This window comes from Pseudomonas sp. LBUM1640 (genome assembly GCF_059716225.1).
This window is the reverse complement of the sequence record NZ_CP166816.1, coordinates 1284351-1304898: the sequence shown is the minus strand read 5'-3', so window position 1 is coordinate 1304898 and position 20548 is coordinate 1284351. Positions and strand designations below refer to the sequence as shown.

Genomic DNA, 20548 nt, shown 5'->3' with positions numbered 1-20548 from the left:
CTCATCGAATAACGGGCGCAGGGGCTCGGGCCACCTGCTCTTTTCAACACCTTCAACCCGCGGCTTGCGGCACCACCAGCGCATCGGCCAGGGTGTCTTGGGTGCAGCGCAGATCACCGATCATCAGCACATCGTTCTCGCTGCGGGCCTTGCTCGGGTCGAGGCGGAACTGGCACAGCAACTCGGTGCCACGGCGAACTTGCAGGGTGGGTGAACTGGCGTTCATTTCCATCGAGAAGAACCCGTCCACCTCACTGACCCCACGGCTGGCGTGGTTGATGATGTGGTGGCCCTTGAGCGGGCGGCCTTGCGGGTCGACCAGGCGACCGAGCACGGTCACGGTTTTCATCACGCTGATCTTGCGGTAAGCGACGCCGCCCTTGTTCATGTGGTAAGCGGTGCGCGCCGGCTGGATGGTGGCGGCCGGTGGGTGGTTGCCCTCGAAGTCGAAGGCGACCGAGCTGCTCTTATAGGCGGTGATGGGCACGAAGTTACGCCCGGGCCGCAGCGCCATGCTGGAGCCGGTCATGTCATCGGCACGCAGCGCGATGCCCTCCACATCGGTTTCCACATCAATGATCATTCCCGAGCCGCTGCCGTGGTACTGGCTGGTCAGGACCATCTTTTGCGCGCCCACCGCGAGGGTGTTGTTGAGGTTAAGGCCGCCGGTCAAATCGCCGTTATAGGACGAGCGCTGGGCAAAGGCATCACCCGCCAGGGTGTCGGTGGCGAAGCTGGTCATGCTCGACAGGCCCACGCCGTAGACATCGCTCAGGGCGGTGACCGAGACGTTTTGCAGGGCGTGATCCTTGAGCTCTTTGCGGTAGGTCAGCGAGGCGTTGTTGTCGCGCTGGCCTTCGCGCGCGGTGCGCGAACCGATGCTGCCGGACCAGCTTTCCCCCGGGCCGCCGAGGGCCAGGTTGAGGGTCAGGTCGACACCGCGATTGCGCTTGTCGCTGAGCGTGCCAGTGGGCGGCCGGTCGAACACCGACAAGCGCCAGTTGGCATCGCTGCCAAACAGCGTGTCGTGCCGGGTCCAGCCCAGGTCCAGGCCCACGCCTTCGACATTGCCCTTGCTGTGGGAGACGCGGGCATTCACCGAATTCTGGTTGCCCAAACGGTGGTTGATCGACAGCGACGATGTACGGGTCTGGCCGACAAACGTGTTGCGCTGGCGCAGACGCGTGCCGTCGGGCAAGGTTTCGTAGGTGTTGCGGGTATCGAGCCAGCTGCGGTTATGGCTGGCGATCACGCTGCCCATGCCGTAGCTGTAGAGCCCTTGCACGTCCATGCCGGTGCCGTAGTCGCGCGTCTGGTAGAGGTTGGCGTAGACACTGGCGCTCTGGGCCAGGCTCCAGTCGATGGAGCTGCCCAACTGCAAACGGTCCTGCACTTGGCGGCCCGATACGCCTAGAACCACGCGTGGGTGTACCAGGTAGTTGACCGAGGCACCGGCGGTCATGTCGCCTTTGTCGCGCTGTTCCCAGTTGTTGAGCAAGGTGCTTTCACGCCCGGCAAACAGGTTGTAGCGCCAGCGCTCGTCATGGTTGCGCCAGTTATTGGGCTTGTACACCAACTCCTGGCGGGTGGACGTGACTTGGCCGTCTTCGATCAGGCGCACTTCCACTTCATAGATACCGCCAGGCAAGGGCCGGGTGTCGAGGGTCTGTAAACCGGCCGGCACTGGCTGGGTATTGATCAACAGGCCGTTGCGGTAGATCTCTACCGAGCCCTGACGGTTGGAGGTCACGTAGATCGGGTAGACGCTCGGCTTGGGGTTGTTCATCGCCAGGCTGTCGGAACTGCCGACCATGACCCCGACGGCCACGTCCGGCGCCGCACCGAAAGAACGGGGCTGGCGGTTCAGGCCTTCGGAATTGGGGGTGAAATAGCCCAGGCGCAAAAACTGGCCCTCGAACTCGCGCTGGGCGTAGGCCGAATACAGTGCGTGGTAAAGCTGGGTGTCCGGCCCGCCGAGGCGCGCCAGTTGAAAATTCAGGGTCTGGCTCCAGTTGCCCAGGCTGCTGCTGGTTTCGAGACCGAAACGCCCGCCCAGGTCCTGGTTCTGCCCGCCATTGAGGTTCAATTGGTTGTTGATGATCAGCCCGGTGCTGCCGCCGTCCGGCTGGGTGTAAAACTGCTGTGGGGCAGCATCACGCTCGGCATTTTCGGTGAGGATCGAGACCAGCGAGTTTTCCAGGTTGTAGTGCACCGCCAGCAACTGTTCAGGACAGCCCTGAGTGCATTGCCCCAACGGTACACCGGGCTTGAGGTAAGTCTCCCAGGCGTCACGCTCGACACCTGTGATCGGGCTGTCGCTGTGGTCGGTGAACTCAAGCAGGGTGAGCCGGTCATCACGGGTCAACACAATCATCGCCTCGCCCACGAACTGTTGATCCCGCTCGACCCGTACCGCCAACGGCACATCGAAAAAGTGCTCTTCGAAATCGCTCGGCAAACCTTTAGCCTGGGACAACAAACTGCGCGGGGTGTAGTTGTTATCGGGCGCGGCCATAACGACCGAACAGGTGGTCAGCGCGATGGCTGCCACGAGGGGTCTCAAAGGGAACATGAACTCAATACTCTGTTGGCAAACTGCAGGCCGGTAAAAAGCCGACCGCTGGAAACGGCCGGCTGGCGTTTTCAATAAGCGCCGGGCTTATTGGCAACACCTGCTCAAGGCGTGGTGCGCGGCACGTTATCGAAGATCACGGTGGTCACAGCGGTGTATTGGCCGGTTTGTACGTCGGTCGGCTTGGCCGCCTTGATCACCAGGTTTTTTTGCAGGCCTGGGTTGGACTCGGCGTCTGCGGCCACTTCCTTGGCGGTGCCATCGAGCGTCACATCGCCCAGGGTGATGGTCAGTGGGATAGCGTCGGCGCCGTTGGTGAGCGACGCGGGACCGTCCTGCAGGTAGGCGTCAATCGAGCCGCCGGTGTTTTTCATCGTGAAGACGGCCGACAGCTGGCTCAACTCCCCGCTCACGGTGTTATAGGTCATGACTTCGTCACGGCCGAAGTTAGGGTCCAGCGGCTGGGCGTGGAACTGCTTGGTCGGAATATCGGCGCGAATATTAATGAGGGTGCTGGCATCGTTGGCGGCCATCGCGGACGAAGCGCCCACGACTGCGACAGCCAGAGGGAGGCACACTGCTAACTTCTTGAACATGGTCAATACCTGTCTTTAACGTTTAGTTGAGGCGCTGCACGGGGAGATCGAGGCGAACGCGCAAGGCCAAAGCGCTGCTGTGCGACGCATTAACTTAAGTCGCGTTAACCCCGCCCACTCACTATTGCAACGCCGCACTAGAATCGGCGAAATCAAACAACAGGTATGCAAGCCACATCCCTGTTCGGCGTGGCTTTGAGGTGTAATCATTGAACGAAAAAGATGGCCTTTTGCCAAAACTTTATAATTAGCCGTAAGAACAAGACTACGCGTCTATAAATAGAAATTACTTAACAGCAGAACGTTCTGTAGGCGCGTACTTACACGGCGCGCCACGCCATGAACTTAATACACTAAACGGCACTGGAAGTTGTACCACATTTAAACGCACGTTATCACTCTAACTTATAAAGCTGCACCGTACAGTGCTCTTGAGTGGCACCGCCAGTAACGCAAAAGGAGTGATTCGCAGGAGGGGCGCTGCTGAACCGGGATGGGGTCAGCAGGCAGAGTGAGGCGAGGAACCCTGGAATGATCGAACACCCAGGGTGGGTGCAGCCTTGGCGTTATGCGTGCGTCAAGGCACCCCCATCACGAGTACGCCACTGCCATTGATGGGGCCCGCCGCGGGTAGCGAGCCATTGCGCCGCACCAGGGTGAAGGTCACATCATCGCCGCCCACGCTGTTGGTGATGCGGGTCAGGAACGAACCGCCGACTTGCACCGCAGAACCGCCACGCACAAGTGCGGTGCCCACGTCCGGGTTGCTCATCACCAGGAGCCGTGAGTCGAACGACGATGGGATGCCTTTGTAGGTGATGGTGATCGGTGTGGTAATCCCCCCGTCGGGGCATGCGTAGTTCAGCCTGCGATCACTGCGGATGGTGGTGGTCAGCGGGTCGGTGCCGATTGCGCGCTGGTTGACGTTGCCGAAGTTGATCTCGATGGGGTTGTTATTGTTGATGGTGCAGGTGGAGGGGGAGATGGAAAAGTTATTGGCGGCGGTGTACGTGAGCACGAGCAACGTACTTGTCCCACTGTAATTGTTTGTCTGACGTAGCCGTAACGCCCCGAGGATGTCGCCCATTCGAACGTCGATTGGGTTTGTCGGGTTGTTGCGGATCAAGATATAGGGCGTTACATCAATGGGCACACCCACACCGTTATTGGGCATGCTAGCCAAGTGAATTTCATACGGGACAGGGGTGTTCAGGTACGCTCCGTTTATTCGTAAGCCGGTGCCTTGGCTGGTGAACTTCGGGCCTGGGGTCCAAGGGGCGCCGGCTTGTGACGAGGTTCGCCAATAGTCTACAAACGTAGGAAAAGGCTGGCCGGGAGTGAATCGACACTCCAGCCTCGCCCCTTCGAGGAGGAGACGGGTGGTGTCCGCGCCCACCCGGACAGTAACGGGAACCTGCAGGTTTAAAGTGCCACCTGCACCTACATGCACCCAACTCCCGCTATTTACTCGGCAATCAGCGGCGCTCACAAGGGTACTCATACCCATCAGGGTGAGCAGCACACTGGCGCCCAATAGTCGTTTCATTTTGATCTCTCGTTGTGCGTAGTTCATGGCACCCCCATCACCAGTACGCCACTGCCATTGATGGGCCCGGCGGCCGGCACAGACCCATTGCGCCGAACCAGCGTAAACGTGACATCGTCGCCACCCACACTGTTGGTAATGCGGGTGAGGAACGAACTGCCGACCTGAACCGAAGAACCAGCACGCACAAGGGCGGTGCCCACGTCTGCGTTGCTCATCCGCAGCAGGCGTGTGTCGAATGACGACGGGGTGCCTTTGTAGGTAATGGTGATCGGTGTGCTAACCCCGCCATCTGGGCATGAGTAAGTGAGCCTGCGGTCGCTGCGCACAGTGGTGGTCAGCGGATCGGTGCCTATTCCCCTCTGGTGCACGTTGCCGAAATTGATGTCGATGGGGTTGTTATTGTTGATCGTGCACGTTGAGGGGGACACGGTGAAGTTGTTCGCGGCGGTGTAAGTGACCGTGAGCTGCGGACGGGTAGCGTCGTAGTTGTTCGAACTGCTGACACGTAGCAGGCCCAGGTTGTCGCCGACGCGAACATCGATCGGGTTAGCCGGATAGTTACGTACCAGAATGTAGGGGGTGACATTGATCGGGTAAAAGGCCCCGTTATTGGGCATCGTCGCCAACCGTATTGCGGGCGTCACCGGGGTATCCAAAAACGACCCGTTGATTCGCAAACCGGTTCTTTCGCCGCTGAACTTGGAGCCCGGTGTCCACGGGGTGCCGGAGCTGTTCCCCGTTGCCCAATAGTCCACGCCCCAAGCCGGGCCCTGCCCAGGGGAGTATCGACATTCCAGCCTCGCCCCTTCCAACAACACCCGCGTGCGGTCTGCGCTCAGGGTGACCGTTACGGGAACAGACAGGTTGGGGTTACCCGTCTGCCAAGGCCCTCCATTTACCCGACAATCAACCGCCTGTGCAGTTGCCGTAACCGCCATCAAGGCAAGAAGCACCATGGCTTCATAGAGTCTTTTCATTTTTCTTCTCTCATTACCCCCTCCCCAGACGCCGCCTGACGAATAGTCAATCCGTGGCGCCCAGAAGAGAGTTGAAGTGTGTCCAAGGCGGTTGTCAGCCCAGGAAGAACGGCTCACCGCTACGGGTAGTCCAGGGTGAACGTCGAGCTCACCGTGTAAGCACCCGGCCCGATGGTCTGCTCCCTGATCGCATCCGGCTCGCCCTGCACGTAGGCTTTGAGCTCAATCACATTGCTGCCATCACTCAGCACCTGTTCGTCGCTGACGATATTCACGGGCAACGGCTTGTTGTTGAGTGTCTCTATGCCGACCGCGATACCTGAGGCGGCACTGCCGCCGTCGAGCGCGATCAACCCAGGCAGTTTCAGGTTTTCAGTGCCGCCGAAGGTGATGGTCACTGTCTTGCCAATCGTGGTGTCACAGTCCTGCAAATGCAGCTTGAAACCTTTGCCCTGGGTGCGCGTGTTGATGTAGAGGTGCTTGCTGGTCACGTCCCAGAGTTCCAGGATGATGGCCTCGTCGCCCGGCCGGATGGTGCAGGCCTCTTCAACCAGGTTGCCCTTGAAACGCAGGTTGTCCGCCGCCTGTGCCTTGGGGGCCAGGCCAAAGGTCAGCAGTAATGCCAGCCCGGCCCACGGCCAAGCCTTATGAAGCAATTCAGGTCGCATAGCCTTCACTCCTACTGGTATTCAGCCAACAGCGTGGCCACCGCCGTAAACGGTGCGGGGGCCAGGATTGAACCCAGCTGCTTGACCGGTACGACTTCCAACGTCGGCGGTGACGACAGGTTTATGTCCAGCGGCGTGTTGAGCGCGAACGGCACGTTGTTCTGGAAAATCCGAATGCCCAGCGCCGGCACATTGGTTTGCACCGCTGCGCCGTCAAACGCCGTGGGTGTGCCGTTGACACTCAACTTGAGTTCCCACGGCAGCGTGTCGGCGCCACAACTGATGATGTAACCGACGCTTTTGCGGTATCTCACCCCGTCGACGCGCTTGACCCCGACATCGCCAAAATCGACTTCAATGGTGTTGCCCGCATCAATCGTGCAAGGCGGTGGCTCGTTCAGGGTTCCGCTGAACGTCAGGTTGGCCGATGCACCGCTGCACAGGCCGATGGAGCACAAGGCGAGGAACGCTCGCTGCTGCCAACGTGTCATGGGTCGCTCCTCTTCATTGATAATCGATCACAAGGGTGGCGGCGGCATCGAATGCGCCCCCCGTCAGTTGGCTGCCCACGCGCTTGACAGGCACCGCCTGCACCACCGGAAAAGTTGGGTAGGTGAAATTGACCGGCGTATTCAGTGGCCAATCAGCGCCGTTGACGAACAGCTTGACCCCAAGGTCCTGCTTGCGCGTGAGCAGCACCCTGGAATCAAACGCCGCCCCCGAGCCCTTGAGTTCCAGTTTCATCGCGTTGTTGAACGGCGCGGAACACGCGACGGTATACGGCACATCCCGACGGTAATTGACCCCGTCAACGCGTGACGTCAGCAGGTCATTGCCAAACGGCACATCCAGGGTAGTGCCGCCGTTAATCACACACGGCGGCGGCGCGATGATGACCGCGCGGATGGTCAAATTGGTCTCGGCCTGCACGCCTTGGCCGACAGCCCACAACAGGCCGCCCGCGATAAGAATGGCCCGCGAGCCGGTTGACTTAGCACTCATGCTGCCCTCATTCATAATTGAGCCTGAAATCCACCACGGCCCGAAATGCGCCGCTGGTCAACGGCGCCGAGGTGCGCGTGGGCCGAACAGTCCAGGTCTGGGTGCTGTCGCCCAAGGGCAACACCAACGGTTCGCCCCGCGAGCCCAGCTGTACATCGCGCCCCAGGGAATCGGTCAACCGCAGGCCCATCCCGGTGATGCCCTGCACCTTGACCAGCCGTGTGTCTTCGGCATCGGCGGGCGCCAAAAACGTTAACGACACAACGGGTTGAAAGGCACTCCATGTCAGGTTGCCCGTGCGTTCATTACGGATGCTGCCGGCGGTGCGCTGGCAATCCCTGAAACCCAATTGAAATGTCATGGGTGTTGCGTGATCGCCAGGCCGCTGCAACTGGCTGGCCGTCACGGCGCCCAGGTCCACCGTTTGATACTGTGATGTCATCTCCACGCTGCACGGGGTTTCATGCATGGACCCAAGAACGTTGAGCAGCCCGCTCATGCCTTGGATGTCCTCGTCCTCCTGGGCATGCGCGCTCCCCGCCAAGGCCAGCAGCAGGCCGCCCAAGACCTTCAGTTTGTGCGACTTCATGATGTTCTCCGGCAGCAGGCCTTACTGAATAGGCGGTGACGCTTGCGCGTTGACTTGGCACGTGGTGCCACTGCAGGTGAAGGCCATCAACGGCCGCCCGCCGTAATCATTCACGTAGGCCAGGTAAGGTGTGGCGCCGAGTGCCTTGGCTGTTGGCCCCAGGGTTTGCGAGCCCTTTGGCGCGATCATCAATGGCTCGAAGCCCGCCACGGTCTTGCCTTCCTTGCTGCTGCGCGCATCCACCAGCGTCACGTAGTAAGGCGTCGGGTTATGCACCTGGTAAACGTCGCCTTCGCGGGTGAGGGTCAGCTTTTCCTGCCAGGGGTTGGACAGGTCTTGCTGGCTGGGCGTAATGGCCTGCGGTCGGTAGAACAATTTGATCCGGGTTTGCAGCGCAATTTGCAGGGTGTTGGCTTTATCGCTGCGCGGCGGGATTTCCCTCAAGTTGAAGTAGTAGACCGTCTCTCGATCCTGCGGTAGCAACTTGGCTGCCGGCAACGCCTGCACCTTCACCTGGCTCTGTTTGCCGGGCTCCAAGCGCTGAACCGGCGGCAGTACGGTCAAGGGCGTGGTGATTTTGTTACCCGCTTCATCCTCGATCCAACCCTGGGCCAAGTACGGCAGCTGGGTATTGTTGTTGGTGATGTTCACGCTGGTGGCATCTTTGCCGCCCTCGAAAATCACGCGGGTACGGTCCAGGCCGACAGCGGCATTGGCGCTCTGGCTCAAGCCCAGCGCCAGCAGCGCGGCGGCCGGCAGTGTGAGGCGTATATTCAGCATCATGAGGATGTGTTCTCCGTATCGATTGGCTTGCCGGTCAGCGCCGCTGGCTCGGGCAAGGAGGGTTTGGCGGCCACCATCTGGCAGCGCAGTTGCAGGGCATCGGTCAACGCATCAGCGGGCAAGGTGCCGGGCAGCGTGAGGATGCAGCGCTCGCTTCCACCCCAACTGACGACCATCTGTTCGCCGGCCTGGATGCCGCTCAGGTAGACGTTGCCGCCGTCATTCACAATCCCGGTGTCTTGTTGTTTCCTGTTTCTCACCGTGGCGCCAAAGGGCGGTGAGCTGCCATCGGGCAGGCGCAGAACCGCCATGGCTTTTTCACCGGAAATCACTTCCAGCGAGCGATAGCCAATCGCGCCTTCGGTAAGCGTCAGCTGCGTGACCGATTGAGTCGCTTCGACATTGCTCGGCAAACGCTCCAGATCAACACTGGCCGCTGTTCGCTGATAGCTGCTGATATCGGAAATAACCGCTTTGCCGAAGGCGTTGCTGCGGGTCGGTGAACCGTAACCGCGCACCGGCACATCGGGCACACCCGCGGTATCGATCATCAGCCGGGTGCCGCCGATACTGTTGGTGCGATGCAGTGCCGCGCCGTAAGGCGTGAGCGTGGCACCGCCGCGCGCCGACATGCTCAGGCTGGTGTAATCGCGCTCTTGCTGGCTGGCGCTGAGGTTGATGTCAGCCTGATCCCCGACATGACTCAGGTAGCCACTGGCACCGTTGTCGCTGGCCGTCAGCTGGTAGCTGTTACGTTCATCGATACGGTCGGCATAGCGCGTTGTATAACGGTTCTGGCCTGCGTTCCGGTTGGCATCCATCGACAGCGTGCCGGTGCGCCCAAAGGGCAGGCTGACCGTCAGCGCCATGCCATTATCCTTACGGTTGTATTCCTGGCTGCGGTACATATTCAACGACAGGCTCAAGTTTTTTACGGTGCCCACATTGAAGTAGCGCGCCACCGACAGGTTCCAGCGCTGGGTGTCTGGCCGCTCCCAATAGGTTTGTTTGCTGTAGCTGGCATAGACGGTGGCGCCGAGGTCACGAAACTGCTTGTTCACGGTCACCGTATAAAGCGCCTTGCTGCCACCAATCGGTCGCCAGTCCTCGCTGTACACACCGTCCTCGTTGTACCTGCCACGCCCGGCGAGTTCGCCGTTCAACCCATAGTGGCGAGCATCCAGGTACTCACTCATGCTCAAGAAGTTTTTCTCGGAAAATCGGTAACCGGCGAAGGTCACTTGGCTGTCGTATTCTTCAAAGTTCTTGGAGTATTGAAGGCGATAGGATTTGCCCGTGAGTGTCTCGTTCCACACCTCTGCGTGAGAGCGTGAGACATCCAGCGACACGGCGCCGAACGCCAGCAGGTCACGGCCCACACCCACGGAAAGCGCGCGGTAGTTGTTATCACCGATACCGCCGCCAAACAGCGACCAGCCATTGCTGACGCCCCAGGAAAACTCGCCGGTTCCGAAAGCGTCGCCGTCAGCACCGTACTGAAGATTGGACGGCCGCCCCGTCGCCAGCTTGTAACGCACTTGCCCTGGGCGCGTCAGGTAGGGAACGCTGGCCGTGTCGACCTGGGAGGTGTGCACCGAGCCATCCTGCTCCTCCACCCGCACATCCAGCCTGCCGGTCACGGCGTCATTGAGGTCGCGAATGCGAAACGGTCCTGCCGCCACCAGGCTTTCATACAGCACACGCCCTTGCTGGCTGATGACGACCTTGGCATTGGTTTTGGCCACGCCGACCACTTCCGGTGCGTAACCCCGTAAGTTGGGTGGCAGCTGGCTTTCATCCGACTTGAGCGCAGCACCGGTGAATCGGAAGCTGTCAAACAGGTCCGAATACAGGTAGTCCTCACCCACCACCAGGCGTGCCTTCAGCGCAGGAATGGCGCGATAAGCGTAGTAGCGGCTCCATTCCAGCTTTTGGTGCCTGGCCGCGCCTTCAGTGTTTTTTTCGACACGCCCCTGCCAGTCAGCCCGCAGGCGCCAAGCCCCGGCATTGGCGCCGAGTGTGCCGTTACCACTGAGGTTCGTGCGGTTGCCGTCGTTCCTTTGGTGGCTGGACAGCGCCGTCATGTTGTAGTCAACCAACAGCCCCGGCACTCCCTCATCCCAACGGGAAGGCGGATCCCAGTTGATCGCGGTGTACTCAAGGTAAGCTTGCGGCAAGTTAATGTTCAGCGTGGACGTTGCCAGGTCGCCACTGACTTCCATGCCGGGCAAGCTTTGAATATCCAGGCACTCCCCACCTTTCCACCACGCCAGTGTGGCCCCGCCGGACTCTTTCAAGCCCAACTGTTCGACGAGACTTGGCGATAAACAGGCCTGGCTGCCTTTGGGATCATTATCGGGGGCATAGAACGCCACCGACTGCTCACTTATTGTCTGGGCATTGATCTGCACCACCATCGAGTAAGTACCCGGCAGAATAAACCCGCTGCGTGCAAACTGAGACAGGTCAATATTGGTGCGATCATTGAGGTCAAGAACGTCGGTATTGAACTCAATGTCCCCGGCCGCCAATGCCGTTCCTGCCAGTGATATCAACCCGCCAAAGAGGCTCGGGCCCAGCGCATGTTTGACCTTCGACTTATTCAACATGAAAGCAGTCCATCAATGTTCAAAAGTATTCCAACTTGAAACGCACTGCGGCGCTGTGAGGCCCAGCCGCCAGCGGCCATCCGTTGCCGACCAGGCGCAGCGTGTAGTGAAGTGTCATGTCGCCTTCTACCAATGGACGCAGCGCCATGGGCACTCCCGGAACACTCTCCTGGCCGGCGGCATCTTGAATATGCAGCGCCACGCCCTCCGAGCTGCCGAAGAGCGCAAAGGTGCGCCCGCCCATATCGCTGGGGCCGTCGAACGTCACCCGCAAGTGCTCCCAGTCAGGCAGGCTTGCACCAGGGCGCGACGGGTCGGGGCGGCTCAACGTGCAATTGACCAGGCGCAACTGAAAGGGCTGTGGTTGCCCTATCGTGTGGCGCAAAAGCCGGCCGATGGGTTCCGGGTCCATCTCGATGGTCTGGTCGGAACTGACCGCTTCCAGCCCGCAAGCTGAGTCAACGATCTCCCCTCCTAACGTGACTACGCCCTCGCCTTGCGAAGACGCTTGCGCGACTACGTAAGGGCTGATGAACAGGGTCAATGAAGAGGCAATAGCGAGACTTATGAATGTGTTCACCTTAATCTCCCGCCAGCATTCCCCCGCCACGCACAGTGGCGGGGGAAACACTTACTGATAAGCCAAGGTGAAGTTGGTGACCGCGCTGAACTCGCCCGGGACAATGTCGCCGGTCGCTGCGCCCTGCACAAAAGCACCGAATTCCAGGGTGTTATTACCCGTGGAAATGGCTTGTGGGGTGGTCGGCGTGCCCAACACAATGGGTTTGCTGCCATGGGTCATCATGATGCCCACGTTACCCGCGCCACCGATGGTGCCGATCGCACCTGGAACAGTGCTGGAGGGTGCGGCGGTGAAGGTGGTGGTCACGGTGTTATCGGTCAGGCCGCTCAAATCGCAGCCTTCAAGTTCGATCTTCACACTACGGGCTTCGGACTTGCCGCCAGCTTGCAACTGATGCTTGGCGATCGCGCCAAGGCGAATGGTCTGGTCTACGGAGTCAGGCTTGATGGAGCAAGCCCCCGAATGAACCGAGCCCAAAAACGTAATCGTCCCATCCGACGCCTGAGCAACGGAAATCGAACCCACCAGCAGACCGATGGACAACAGCGCAGTTTTCATCTTGGTTTTCATTTGCAGATACTCACACATTGATAAATGTCATAAAAAACCCTGCCGCAGTGGTGCGCAGGACTTATTAAGCAAGCGATGAACGGGGTAACCCCTGAATTGCACTCAACTGGCGTTGGCATCACGTGGTAAACGCGACACCTGCTTTCCAATTAGTTGTATTGCAAATCAGGCTCCGTTCGAAGCCAGGCAAGTTTCCACTTCAAGATTGACTATGTAAGCCGTCTGTTTCGCTTAATCGCGTAGCTTTGTTACAGCAAGGCACATACGAAAATTATGGCATTTTGCCAAAACTTAAATACCAGCTGTAAGACACAGACTACATGGAGTCCAATGAGAATGTTTTACTTATATAAAGGTCCGTAAGAATAGGATTACATACTTCAAAAAACAATAACGATTATTGAGTCTGACTCACTCAGTAACTAAGGCGTGAGCGCTTCACAGCAGACCGTCCGTCGGGGCCCCTTGCGCTGCGCTTAAGATATATCTTACGTTATATCTAGACACACACAGAGGCGCCTACCATGCGAGACCATCCTCACCAGCGTGACGGTTTTGACCCACGCGCAGGCCGCGGTCGCGGCCCCCGGGTATTTGCCCCCGGCGATTTGAAACTGCTGCTGCCGGCCTTGATCGCCGAACAGCCGTGCCATGGCTACGACCTGATTCGCCGTATCGAAGGCCTGTTCGACGGCGCCTACACCCCAAGCCCCGGCGTGATCTACCCGACCCTGACCTTTCTTGAAGAAAGCGATTTGATCCAGGGCGACGCCGACGGCGGAAAAAAACGCTACACAATCACCGACGCCGGTCGTCTCTTCTTAAGCGAGCAAGCGGTTGCCCTGAACGGCGTGCGCATGCGCATCGACGTCAGCAAGCGCTCGCTGCGCGGCCAGGACCGCCCGCCGGAAATCCACGAGGCGGTGCACAACCTGCGCCATGCCTTGCACTCGCATCACGGGCGCTGGAGCCCGGAAGAAATCGTTCGTGTCGCGGCGCTGCTCAATCGCACCGCTCAAGCCATTGCCGACGGGAAAGACCAATGAATACTCAAGCTATCCATCGCGTTACCCACGAAATCAAACGTCGCCGCCTGGATGTTTTGCGCGTCGTCGACATCACCCCGCGCATGCGCCGCATCACCTTGGGCGGGCCTGAGCTGGCGGGTTTTGTCAGCCTGGGCAGCGACGACCACATCAAGTTGCTGTTCCCGCAGAACGCCGCCGAACAGGCAGCGCTGCAAAGCCCGACGTTCAGCATCAAGGGCGACGGCCCGCAACCGGCCATGCGCGACTACACGCCACGGCGGTTTGACCTGAGCATCGGTGAGTTGGATATCGACTTCGTGCTGCACGGCGATGGCCCTGCGTCGACCTGGGCCGAGCAGGCGCAGGTCGGTCAGCAGTTGTACATCGGCGGGCCACGGGGCTCGATGATCGTGCCGGATATCTTCGACAGCTATTTGCTGATCGGCGATGAAACCGCCCTGCCCGCCATCGCACGGCGCCTGGAAGAATTACCGACTGGGCGCAAGGTGCTGGCGGTGATTGAAATCGCCAATGCGGCGGAACAGCAGGCGCTGCAAAGTGCAGCGGATGTGGAAGTGATTTGGGTGATCCGTGGCCAGGATGACCTACTTGAGACCGTACGCACCCTGACGCTGCCTGGCGGCTCGCTGTACAGCTTTGTAGCGACTGAAACCAAGCTGTCGCGCCAGGTGCGGCGCGTGCTGCTGGACACGCACAAGGTCAATGAGGAGTTCCTCAAGGCCGTGGGTTACTGGCGTGCGGAAGGCAGCGAAGAGGAGTAAAGCCGATTGAGATCGAAAATGTGGGAGCGGGCTTGCTCGCGAATGCGGTGGGTCAGAGCCAAATGCAGTAGCTGACACTCCGCCTTCGCGAGCAAGCCCGCTCCCACATTTAGGTTTGGGATGGCTGCAAGATTCTATCCAGTCCCACCACCGCCAACGCGATCAGCACAAACCCCGCCAAAATCCCCCCGGCATTCACAAACACTTGTGGATAACCGAGCGTGTCCACGTCAATGAATGGGTACTGATACTGCCCCAGCAAATGCCCGCGCAGCAGCACATAAGCGAAGTACACCAGCGGGTAAATCACCCAGCCACCGATGTGCTTGAAGCGCAAAAAACCCTTGGGCACACACCGCCACCAGTACACGACAAACAGCACCGGCATTACGTCGTGGAGCAATTCGTCGGCAATAAACTGGAAGCCTTCGGGGCTCCACAAATGCCGCAGCAGCAGGTTGTACGCCAGGCTCACCACGATGATGCTCGCAGCAATCCCACTGCTGACCTGGGGCGCCAGGAAAAACCGCTTGGCGGCGCCATCCCGACTGACCAGCGCATAGCTCAACACCACCACCACCAGGGTGTTGGTCAGCACCGTGAAAAAGCTGAAAAAGCTGATCAGCCCGCCCAGCAAGCTGGCGCCCGCCTCCCAGCGCGAATAGAAAATCAGGTATTGCTGAATCGCCAGCCCTAGCCAACCGGCCAGCGCCGCTGCCGCGACGAAGCGCTTCATCGGCTCAATCCAACGGGCGTTTGGTGCGCATCAGCTTTACGTACAAGCCTTCGACCTTCTCCCGTGCCCACGGGGTTTTGCGCAGGAACGTGAGGCTCGACTTGATGCTCGGGTCGCTCTTGAAACAGCGCACATCAATACGCTCGGCCAGACCGCTCCATTCGTAGTGTTCCACCAAAGTGGTGAGGACGTGCTGCAGGGTCACGCCGTGGAGTGGGTCGTTGCTCGTCGCGGTCATGCCAGGCCTTTTGCAAAAAGAGAAAACACAGCCGCGCACCTTAGCCGACGGGGCTTACCGGTGGAAGCACTGCATTGAATATAGCCCCTGTGGAAAAGTTCCCCTTTTCAGCCAAAAAAGAGATGTTATATTGTAACTATACTTATCAAAAGTAACTGATTCGATACCGTTTTTAAGTCTTCTCTTTTTTTGTGCCGTTTTGCCAAGGAATGTCCGATGTCCCTCTCTTCTCTCTGGCGCTTGACCCCGCTCGCCGCCGCCTTGCTGATCTGCTCCGAAGCCCACGCCCTTGAACTGCAACCCCAAGTCATTACCGGCAACCCGCTGGGCAGCGAACAACTCGCCTCGCCCACCACCGTGCTGGAAGGCGATGACCTGACCCTGCAACAAAAAGGCAGCCTCGGCGAAACCCTGAACAAACAGCCGGGCGTGTCGTCGTCGTATTTCGGCCCAGGCGCCAGCCGGCCGATCATTCGTGGCCAGGATGGCGACCGCATTCGCATCCTGCGCAACGGTGTGGGCGCGCTGGATGCGTCGTCGCTGTCCTACGACCACGCAGTGCCGCTGGACCCGGTCAATGTCGAGCGCATTGAAATCGTGCGCGGCCCGGCCGCCCTGTTGTACGGCGGCAGCGCCATCGGTGGCGTGGTCAACACGTTCGATAACCGCATCCCCACCGAAGCCATCGAAGGCATTCACGGTGCCGGCGAATTGCGCTACGGCGGCGCCGACACCACCCGCAGCAGCGCGGGCAAACTGGAAGCCGGCAACGGCACCTTCGCCCTGCACCTGGACGCGAATGCGCGGGAATTCAACGACCTGAAAATCCCAGGCTTTGCGCGCAGCCGTCACGCTCCGGCCACCGAAGACGGCCCAGGCAAAGACGGGCGCCTGGGCAACAGCGACGGGCGCCAGGACGGCGGCGCCGTAGGCGGTTCCTACACCTGGGACGACGGTTACGCCGGGCTGTCCTACAGCAACTACGACGCCAATTACGGCTCACCCGCCGAACAGGATGTGCGCATCCGCATGAAGCAGGATCACTACGCCTTTGCGTCCGAGATCCGCAACCTGCAAAGCCCGTTTACCTCGGTGAAACTCGACGCGGGCTACACCGACTACGAGCACCGCGAAATCGAAGGCGGCGAAACCGGCACGGTGTTCAAGAACAAGGGCTACGAGGCCCGCGTGGAAGCGCGCCATCAGCCGATCGGCCCGTTCGATGGCGTAGTCGGCGCACAGGTGACCCGCAACGAGTTTTCGGCCCTCGGTGAAGAAGCCTTCGTGCCGCAGACCGACACCAACGCCGGCGCGCTGTTTATCCTTGAAGAGATGCAAGCCACCGAGCGCCTGAAACTCAGCCTCGGCGGGCGCCTGGAACACACCCGTGTCGACCCGGATGCCAAGGGCAACGCGCGTTTTGCCAATGCCGACAAAACCAATGACTTCACTGCCGGCAGCCTGTCCTCGGGCGCGGTGTACACCCTCACGCCCATCTGGTCCCTGGCCGCGACCCTGGGCTATACCGAGCGTGCGCCGACCTTCTATGAGCTGTATGCCAACGGCGCCCACGTCGCCACCGGCACCTACGAGTTGGGCGACGCCAACCTGAAGAAAGAAAAAGCCGTGTCCAGTGACCTCGCGTTGCGCTTTGACAATGGCACCCACAAGGGCAGCTTCGGCGTGTTCTACAGCCGCTTCTCCAATTACATCGGCTTGTTGGGCACAGGTCGTACGCTGAACGATGAAGGTGAAGAGGACGCGGGCGGCATCCCCGAGTACAAATACTCCGGCGTACGCGCCCGTTTCGCCGGCTTCGAAGCCCAGGATCACTGGAAGCTGGGGGAAGGCGCCTACGGCAAGTTCGCCCTGGAACTGTCGGGCGACTACACCCGCGCCACCAACCTGGATACCGGCGAAGCCTTGCCACGCATCGCGCCGCTGCGCTTGAACAGTGGTTTGCTGTGGGAACTGGATCGTTGGCAAGCGCGCATCGACGTGGAACACGCGGCGGGCCAAGGGCGTGTGCCGGATAACGAAAGCGGCACCGATGGCTACACCACCCTGGGCGCCAGCGCGGGTTATCGCTTTAATGTCGGCGGCAGCCAATGGCTGGCGTTCGTCAACGGCGAAAACCTGACCAACCAGACCGTGCGGTATGCCAGCTCGATCCTGCGCGACATCGCGCCAGCACCGGGTAGAAGCGTGCAGTTCGGCGTGCGTACGACCTTCTAACCCTGTGGGAGCTGGCTTGCCTGCGATGCAGACACCTCGGTTTTCCAGTTACACCGAGGTGATGCCTTCGCAGGCAAGCCAGCTCCCACACACGCCAGTTCCCACTGACCTTTTGCAGCGACGTTCTGTCACTGTTACCAGATCTGAAATGATGCATCTCTCGATTTAGTCTTTCTCAAAACGAGAAGGCGCTTTATCCTTGCCGCAACAAACTGAAACGTTTCACTCCCGCGGTCGATCCCATCTTGCCGAATTCACCCCTCCTCAGAGACAGCGCTGTCTTACACCGACCTGCGCCTGGGACTAAATCGCCCGCCTGTGGATAACCCTCTTATCCCCAGAAAAACCGAATTAACGCTGAACCAAGCCCGCGCCGAATCGTCATCTACAGTGAAGCACGGGGTTACATAATTCCAACGTAACGGAGAAACACACTATGAGCACTGATGGTGCCTCAAGCCCAAGCCGCCTGCTGCCCAGGCTGCTAGGCGTCTTGCTGCTGATCATGGGGCTGGCCTTGCTGGCCGGCGGCGTCAAGCTGAGCATGCTCGGCGGGTCGCTGTACTACCTGCTGGCCGGTATCGGCATCGCCCTCACCGGCGTTTTGCTGCTGGCTACCCGCCGCGCTGCGCTGGGCCTGTACGCACTGGTGTTGTTCGCCAGTACCGTGTGGGCACTGTGGGAAGTCGGCCTGGATTGGTGGCAGTTGGTGCCGCGCCTGGCCCTGCTGTTCGCCTTGGGCATCGTCCTGTTGCTTCCGTGGTTTCGCCGTCCGTTGCTGCGTGGCCAACCCGCGCCGCTGGGCACTGGCGCGCTGAGCGTGGCCGTAGTGCTGGCAGGGGCTGCCGCCCTGGCCAGCCAATTCACCAACCCAGGTGAGATGGTCAAGACCGGCCAACTGGACCGCGACGCCGTGCCGGGCATGACCAGCGCTGCGCCGACCCAGGCCGATGGCGACTGGAATTCCTATGGCCGCTCGGCCTTCGGTGACCGTTACTCGCCGCTGGCCCAGATCACCCCGGAAAACGCCCACAAGCTGGTGCCGGCGTGGACCTATCGCACCGGCGACATTCCTGGCCCAGGCGATCCCGGTGAAACCACCGCGGAAAACACCCCGCTGAAAGTCAACGGCATGCTCTACGTGTGCACGCCACACAGCCAGGTGATTGCCCTGGACCCGGACACCGGCAAGGAAATCTGGCGTTTCGACCCGAAGATCAGCAGCGAAGGCGCTGCGAACTTCAAAGGTTGGGCGCACATGACCTGCCGTGGCGTGTCGTATCACGATGACGCGGTGTACGCCTCCGAACAAAGCCCTACCGGCAGCGCCAGCGCCGCGCCGGTGAGCGCGGTGTGCCCGAAACGCATTTTTGTACCGACTGCCGACACCCGTCTGATCGCCCTGAACGCCGACACCGGCAAGATGTGCGAAGACTTCGGTGACAAAGGCCAGGTCGATCTGCGTGCCAACATCGGCAGCTTCGCCCCAGGCGGTTACTACTCCACCTCGCCACCGGCCGTGACCAAGAACCTGGTCGTGATCGGCGGTCACGTGACCGACAACGTTTCCACCGACGAGCCTAGCGGCGTGATCCGCGCGTTCGACGTGCACACCGGCAAGCTGGTGTGGAATTGGGACAGCGGCAACCCGGACGACACCACCCCGTTGGCCGAGGGCAAGACCTACACCCGCAACTCGCCGAACATGTGGTCCATGTTCAGCGTCGATGAAAAGCTCGGCATGCTCTACCTGCCGATGGGCAACCAGATGCCCGACCAATACGGCGGCGACCGTACCGAAGACTCGGAAAAATACAGCGCCGGCCTGACCGCCCTGGACATCGACAGCGGCCACGTGAAGTGGACCTTCCAGTTCACCCACCACGACCTGTGGGACATGGACGTGGGCGGCCAGCCGTCGCTGATCGACATCAAAACCGCTGACGGCGTCAAGCCAGCAGTCATGGCGTCGACCAAGCAAGGCAGCATCTACGTGCTGGATCGCAGCAACGGCAAGCCGGTGGTGCCGATCAACGAAATCCCTGTACCGCAAGGCGCAGTGGCCGGTGATCACACCTCGCCGACCCAACCGAAATCCGACCTGAACTTCATGCCGCCGCCGTTGAAAGAACGCGACATGTGGGGCGTGACCCCGTTCGACCAGATGCTGTGCCGTATCGATTTCAAATCCATGCGCTACGACGGTCCGTTCACCCCGCCATCGCTGCAAGGTTCGATCGTTTACCCAGGTAACTTCGGCGTGTTCGACTGGGGCGGCATTTCCGTCGACCCGGTTCGCCAGATTGCTTTCGTGAACCCGAGCTACATGGCGTTCAAATCCAAACTGATCCCGGCCGCCGACATCGCCAAGCAAGGCCCACGTGTCAGCGAAACCGAAGGCGTGCAGCCAAACAAAGGCGCGCCGTACGGCGTGATCCTCGAAGCACTGCTGTCGCCTCTGGGCCTGCCGTGCCAGGCACCGGCGTGGGGTTATGTGGCCGCGGTCGATCTGACCAACCACCAGACCATCTGGATGCACAAGAACGGCACCGTGCGCGACAGCTCGCCGGTCCCGATCCCGCTGACCATGGGCGTGCCTAGCCTGGGCGGTACGTTCACCACGGCCGGTGGCGTGGCCTTCCTCAGCGGCACCCTCGACCAGTACCTGCGCGCCTATGACGTGAAAAACGGCAAGCAGTTGTGGGAAGGCCGCCTGCCTGCAGGCGCGCAAACCACACCGATGACCTACACCGGCAAGGACGGCAAGCAGTACGTGCTGGTCATGGCCGGCGGTCACGGCTCGCTGGGCACCAAGCAGGGTGACTATGTGATGGCGTTCAAACTGCCGGACTAAGCAATACCGGCGGTAAAACAAAGGCGGCTACCTTCACGGGTAGCCGCCTTTTGTGTCTGTGGGTCGCGCGCTCACGGGAAAAACCCTATTTTTTGGAACCCGTTCTGACTCAACTTTATTGGGAAATCGTGCTCCCCGAAATAATAACGCCTCTCTCTATTCCCAAACCTTCTTAAA

At 60.2% G+C, this 20548-nt stretch carries 18 protein-coding genes; 4 read left to right on the top strand and 14 right to left on the bottom strand.

Translation table 11 applies throughout. From position 1 onward, the window contains the following. Positions 1-52: 52 nt before the first annotated feature. From ACA065_RS05790 to ACA065_RS05735, 12 genes are all read right to left on the bottom strand, one after another. The gene (locus tag ACA065_RS05790) at positions 53-2572 is read right to left on the bottom strand and encodes a CS1-pili formation C-terminal domain-containing protein (protein WP_497693683.1); all 2520 of its coding nucleotides are present in this window, start codon (positions 2570-2572) and stop codon (positions 53-55) included. A 104-nt stretch (positions 2573-2676) separates the two neighbouring features. Further along, positions 2677-3168, bottom strand: coding sequence for a CS1 type fimbrial major subunit (locus tag ACA065_RS05785; protein WP_497693682.1), 492 nt, complete (start codon positions 3166-3168; stop codon positions 2677-2679). Between the two features lie 577 nt (positions 3169-3745). Beyond that, positions 3746-4714 carry a fimbrial protein gene (locus ACA065_RS05780; RefSeq protein ID WP_497695307.1) on the bottom strand — a complete coding sequence of 323 codons (969 nt, stop codon included), beginning with the start codon at positions 4712-4714 and terminating at the stop codon, positions 3746-3748. A 23-nt stretch (positions 4715-4737) separates the two neighbouring features. Next, a complete protein-coding gene (locus ACA065_RS05775; protein WP_497693681.1) occupies positions 4738-5694 on the bottom strand; it encodes a fimbrial protein in 957 nt (318 codons plus the stop codon). Positions 5695-5813: 119 nt separating this feature from the next. Continuing rightward, positions 5814-6362 carry a fimbrial protein gene (locus ACA065_RS05770; protein ID WP_497693680.1) on the bottom strand — a complete coding sequence of 183 codons (549 nt, stop codon included), beginning with the start codon at positions 6360-6362 and terminating at the stop codon, positions 5814-5816. A gap of 11 nt (positions 6363-6373) precedes the next feature. Beyond that, complete coding sequence (locus ACA065_RS05765; protein ID WP_497693679.1) at positions 6374-6853, bottom strand: fimbrial protein; 480 nt, start codon at positions 6851-6853, stop codon at positions 6374-6376. Positions 6854-6866: 13 nt separating this feature from the next. Beyond that, positions 6867-7364 carry a fimbrial protein gene (locus ACA065_RS05760; RefSeq protein ID WP_497693678.1) on the bottom strand — a complete coding sequence of 166 codons (498 nt, stop codon included), beginning with the start codon at positions 7362-7364 and terminating at the stop codon, positions 6867-6869. Between the two features lie 7 nt (positions 7365-7371). Further along, the gene (locus ACA065_RS05755) at positions 7372-7953 is read right to left on the bottom strand and encodes a fimbrial protein (protein WP_497693677.1); all 582 of its coding nucleotides are present in this window, start codon (positions 7951-7953) and stop codon (positions 7372-7374) included. A 21-nt stretch (positions 7954-7974) separates the two neighbouring features. After that, positions 7975-8736, bottom strand: a complete 762-nt coding sequence (locus ACA065_RS05750; RefSeq protein ID WP_497693676.1) for a fimbria/pilus periplasmic chaperone — start codon at positions 8734-8736, stop codon at positions 7975-7977. Next, positions 8733-11345, bottom strand: coding sequence for an outer membrane usher protein (locus tag ACA065_RS05745; RefSeq protein WP_497693675.1), 2613 nt, complete (start codon positions 11343-11345; stop codon positions 8733-8735). Before ACA065_RS05745 ends, ACA065_RS05750 begins: the two co-directional genes overlap by 4 nt. A 19-nt stretch (positions 11346-11364) precedes the next feature. Next, complete coding sequence (locus ACA065_RS05740) at positions 11365-11925, bottom strand: fimbrial protein (RefSeq protein WP_497693674.1); 561 nt, start codon at positions 11923-11925, stop codon at positions 11365-11367. 51 nt (positions 11926-11976) lie between these two features. Beyond that, positions 11977-12486 (bottom strand): fimbrial protein, encoded by a 510-nt coding sequence (locus ACA065_RS05735; RefSeq protein WP_497693673.1) that lies wholly within the window; start codon positions 12484-12486, stop codon positions 11977-11979. A gap of 536 nt (positions 12487-13022) precedes the next feature. Here ACA065_RS05735 and ACA065_RS05730 point away from each other — a divergent pair. Together ACA065_RS05730 and ACA065_RS05725 are read left to right on the top strand one after the other, a co-directional pair. Beyond that, a complete protein-coding gene (locus ACA065_RS05730) occupies positions 13023-13544 on the top strand; it encodes a PadR family transcriptional regulator (protein WP_497693672.1) in 522 nt (173 codons plus the stop codon). Next, on the top strand, positions 13541-14308 hold the full coding sequence (locus tag ACA065_RS05725; protein ID WP_497693671.1) for a siderophore-interacting protein: 768 nt from the start codon (positions 13541-13543) through the stop codon (positions 14306-14308). The genes ACA065_RS05730 and ACA065_RS05725 overlap by 4 nt, the downstream gene beginning before the upstream one ends. Before the next feature lie 109 nt (positions 14309-14417). Here ACA065_RS05725 and ACA065_RS05720 read toward each other — a convergent pair whose 3' ends face one another. Both ACA065_RS05720 and ACA065_RS05715 read right to left on the bottom strand, forming a co-directional pair. Continuing rightward, positions 14418-15044: a Pr6Pr family membrane protein gene (locus ACA065_RS05720; protein ID WP_497693670.1), complete on the bottom strand. Its 627-nt coding sequence runs from the start codon at positions 15042-15044 to the stop codon at positions 14418-14420. 4 nt (positions 15045-15048) lie between these two features. Next, positions 15049-15282, bottom strand: a complete 234-nt coding sequence (locus tag ACA065_RS05715) for a VF530 family protein (protein ID WP_010212838.1) — start codon at positions 15280-15282, stop codon at positions 15049-15051. A 216-nt stretch (positions 15283-15498) separates the two neighbouring features. On the opposite strand from ACA065_RS05715, the gene ACA065_RS05710 reads away from it, so the two are divergent. Continuing rightward, positions 15499-17517 carry a TonB-dependent receptor gene (locus tag ACA065_RS05710; RefSeq protein ID WP_497693669.1) on the top strand — a complete coding sequence of 673 codons (2019 nt, stop codon included), beginning with the start codon at positions 15499-15501 and terminating at the stop codon, positions 17515-17517. 436 nt (positions 17518-17953) lie between these two features. Further along, positions 17954-20371 carry a glucose/quinate/shikimate family membrane-bound PQQ-dependent dehydrogenase gene (locus ACA065_RS05705; RefSeq protein WP_497693668.1) on the top strand — a complete coding sequence of 806 codons (2418 nt, stop codon included), beginning with the start codon at positions 17954-17956 and terminating at the stop codon, positions 20369-20371. Positions 20372-20548: the final 177 nt, after the last annotated feature.

Excerpts from the sequence above, each read along its gene's own strand:
- ACA065_RS05755 (WP_497693677.1), bottom strand. The coding sequence starts at position 7,953 with ATGAAGTCGCACAAACTGAAGGTCTTGGGCGGCCTGCTGCTGGCCTTG.
- ACA065_RS05730 (WP_497693672.1), top strand. The coding sequence starts at position 13,023 with ATGCGAGACCATCCTCACCAGCGTGACGGTTTTGACCCACGCGCAGGC.
- ACA065_RS05765 (WP_497693679.1), bottom strand. The coding sequence starts at position 6,853 with ATGACACGTTGGCAGCAGCGAGCGTTCCTCGCCTTGTGCTCCATCGGC.
- ACA065_RS05735 (WP_497693673.1), bottom strand. The coding sequence starts at position 12,486 with ATGAAAACTGCGCTGTTGTCCATCGGTCTGCTGGTGGGTTCGATTTCC.
- ACA065_RS05715 (WP_010212838.1), bottom strand. The coding sequence starts at position 15,282 with ATGACCGCGACGAGCAACGACCCACTCCACGGCGTGACCCTGCAGCAC.
- ACA065_RS05705 (WP_497693668.1), top strand. The coding sequence starts at position 17,954 with ATGAGCACTGATGGTGCCTCAAGCCCAAGCCGCCTGCTGCCCAGGCTG.
- ACA065_RS05760 (WP_497693678.1), bottom strand. The coding sequence starts at position 7,364 with ATGAGTGCTAAGTCAACCGGCTCGCGGGCCATTCTTATCGCGGGCGGC.
- ACA065_RS05725 (WP_497693671.1), top strand. The coding sequence starts at position 13,541 with ATGAATACTCAAGCTATCCATCGCGTTACCCACGAAATCAAACGTCGC.
- ACA065_RS05790 (WP_497693683.1), bottom strand. The coding sequence starts at position 2,572 with ATGTTCCCTTTGAGACCCCTCGTGGCAGCCATCGCGCTGACCACCTGT.
- ACA065_RS05775 (WP_497693681.1), bottom strand. The coding sequence starts at position 5,694 with ATGAAAAGACTCTATGAAGCCATGGTGCTTCTTGCCTTGATGGCGGTT.
- ACA065_RS05745 (WP_497693675.1), bottom strand. The coding sequence starts at position 11,345 with ATGTTGAATAAGTCGAAGGTCAAACATGCGCTGGGCCCGAGCCTCTTT.
- ACA065_RS05770 (WP_497693680.1), bottom strand. The coding sequence starts at position 6,362 with ATGCGACCTGAATTGCTTCATAAGGCTTGGCCGTGGGCCGGGCTGGCA.
- ACA065_RS05710 (WP_497693669.1), top strand. The coding sequence starts at position 15,499 with ATGTCCCTCTCTTCTCTCTGGCGCTTGACCCCGCTCGCCGCCGCCTTG.
- ACA065_RS05750 (WP_497693676.1), bottom strand. The coding sequence starts at position 8,736 with ATGATGCTGAATATACGCCTCACACTGCCGGCCGCCGCGCTGCTGGCG.
- ACA065_RS05785 (WP_497693682.1), bottom strand. The coding sequence starts at position 3,168 with ATGTTCAAGAAGTTAGCAGTGTGCCTCCCTCTGGCTGTCGCAGTCGTG.
- ACA065_RS05720 (WP_497693670.1), bottom strand. The coding sequence starts at position 15,044 with ATGAAGCGCTTCGTCGCGGCAGCGGCGCTGGCCGGTTGGCTAGGGCTG.
- ACA065_RS05780 (WP_497695307.1), bottom strand. The coding sequence starts at position 4,714 with ATGAAACGACTATTGGGCGCCAGTGTGCTGCTCACCCTGATGGGTATG.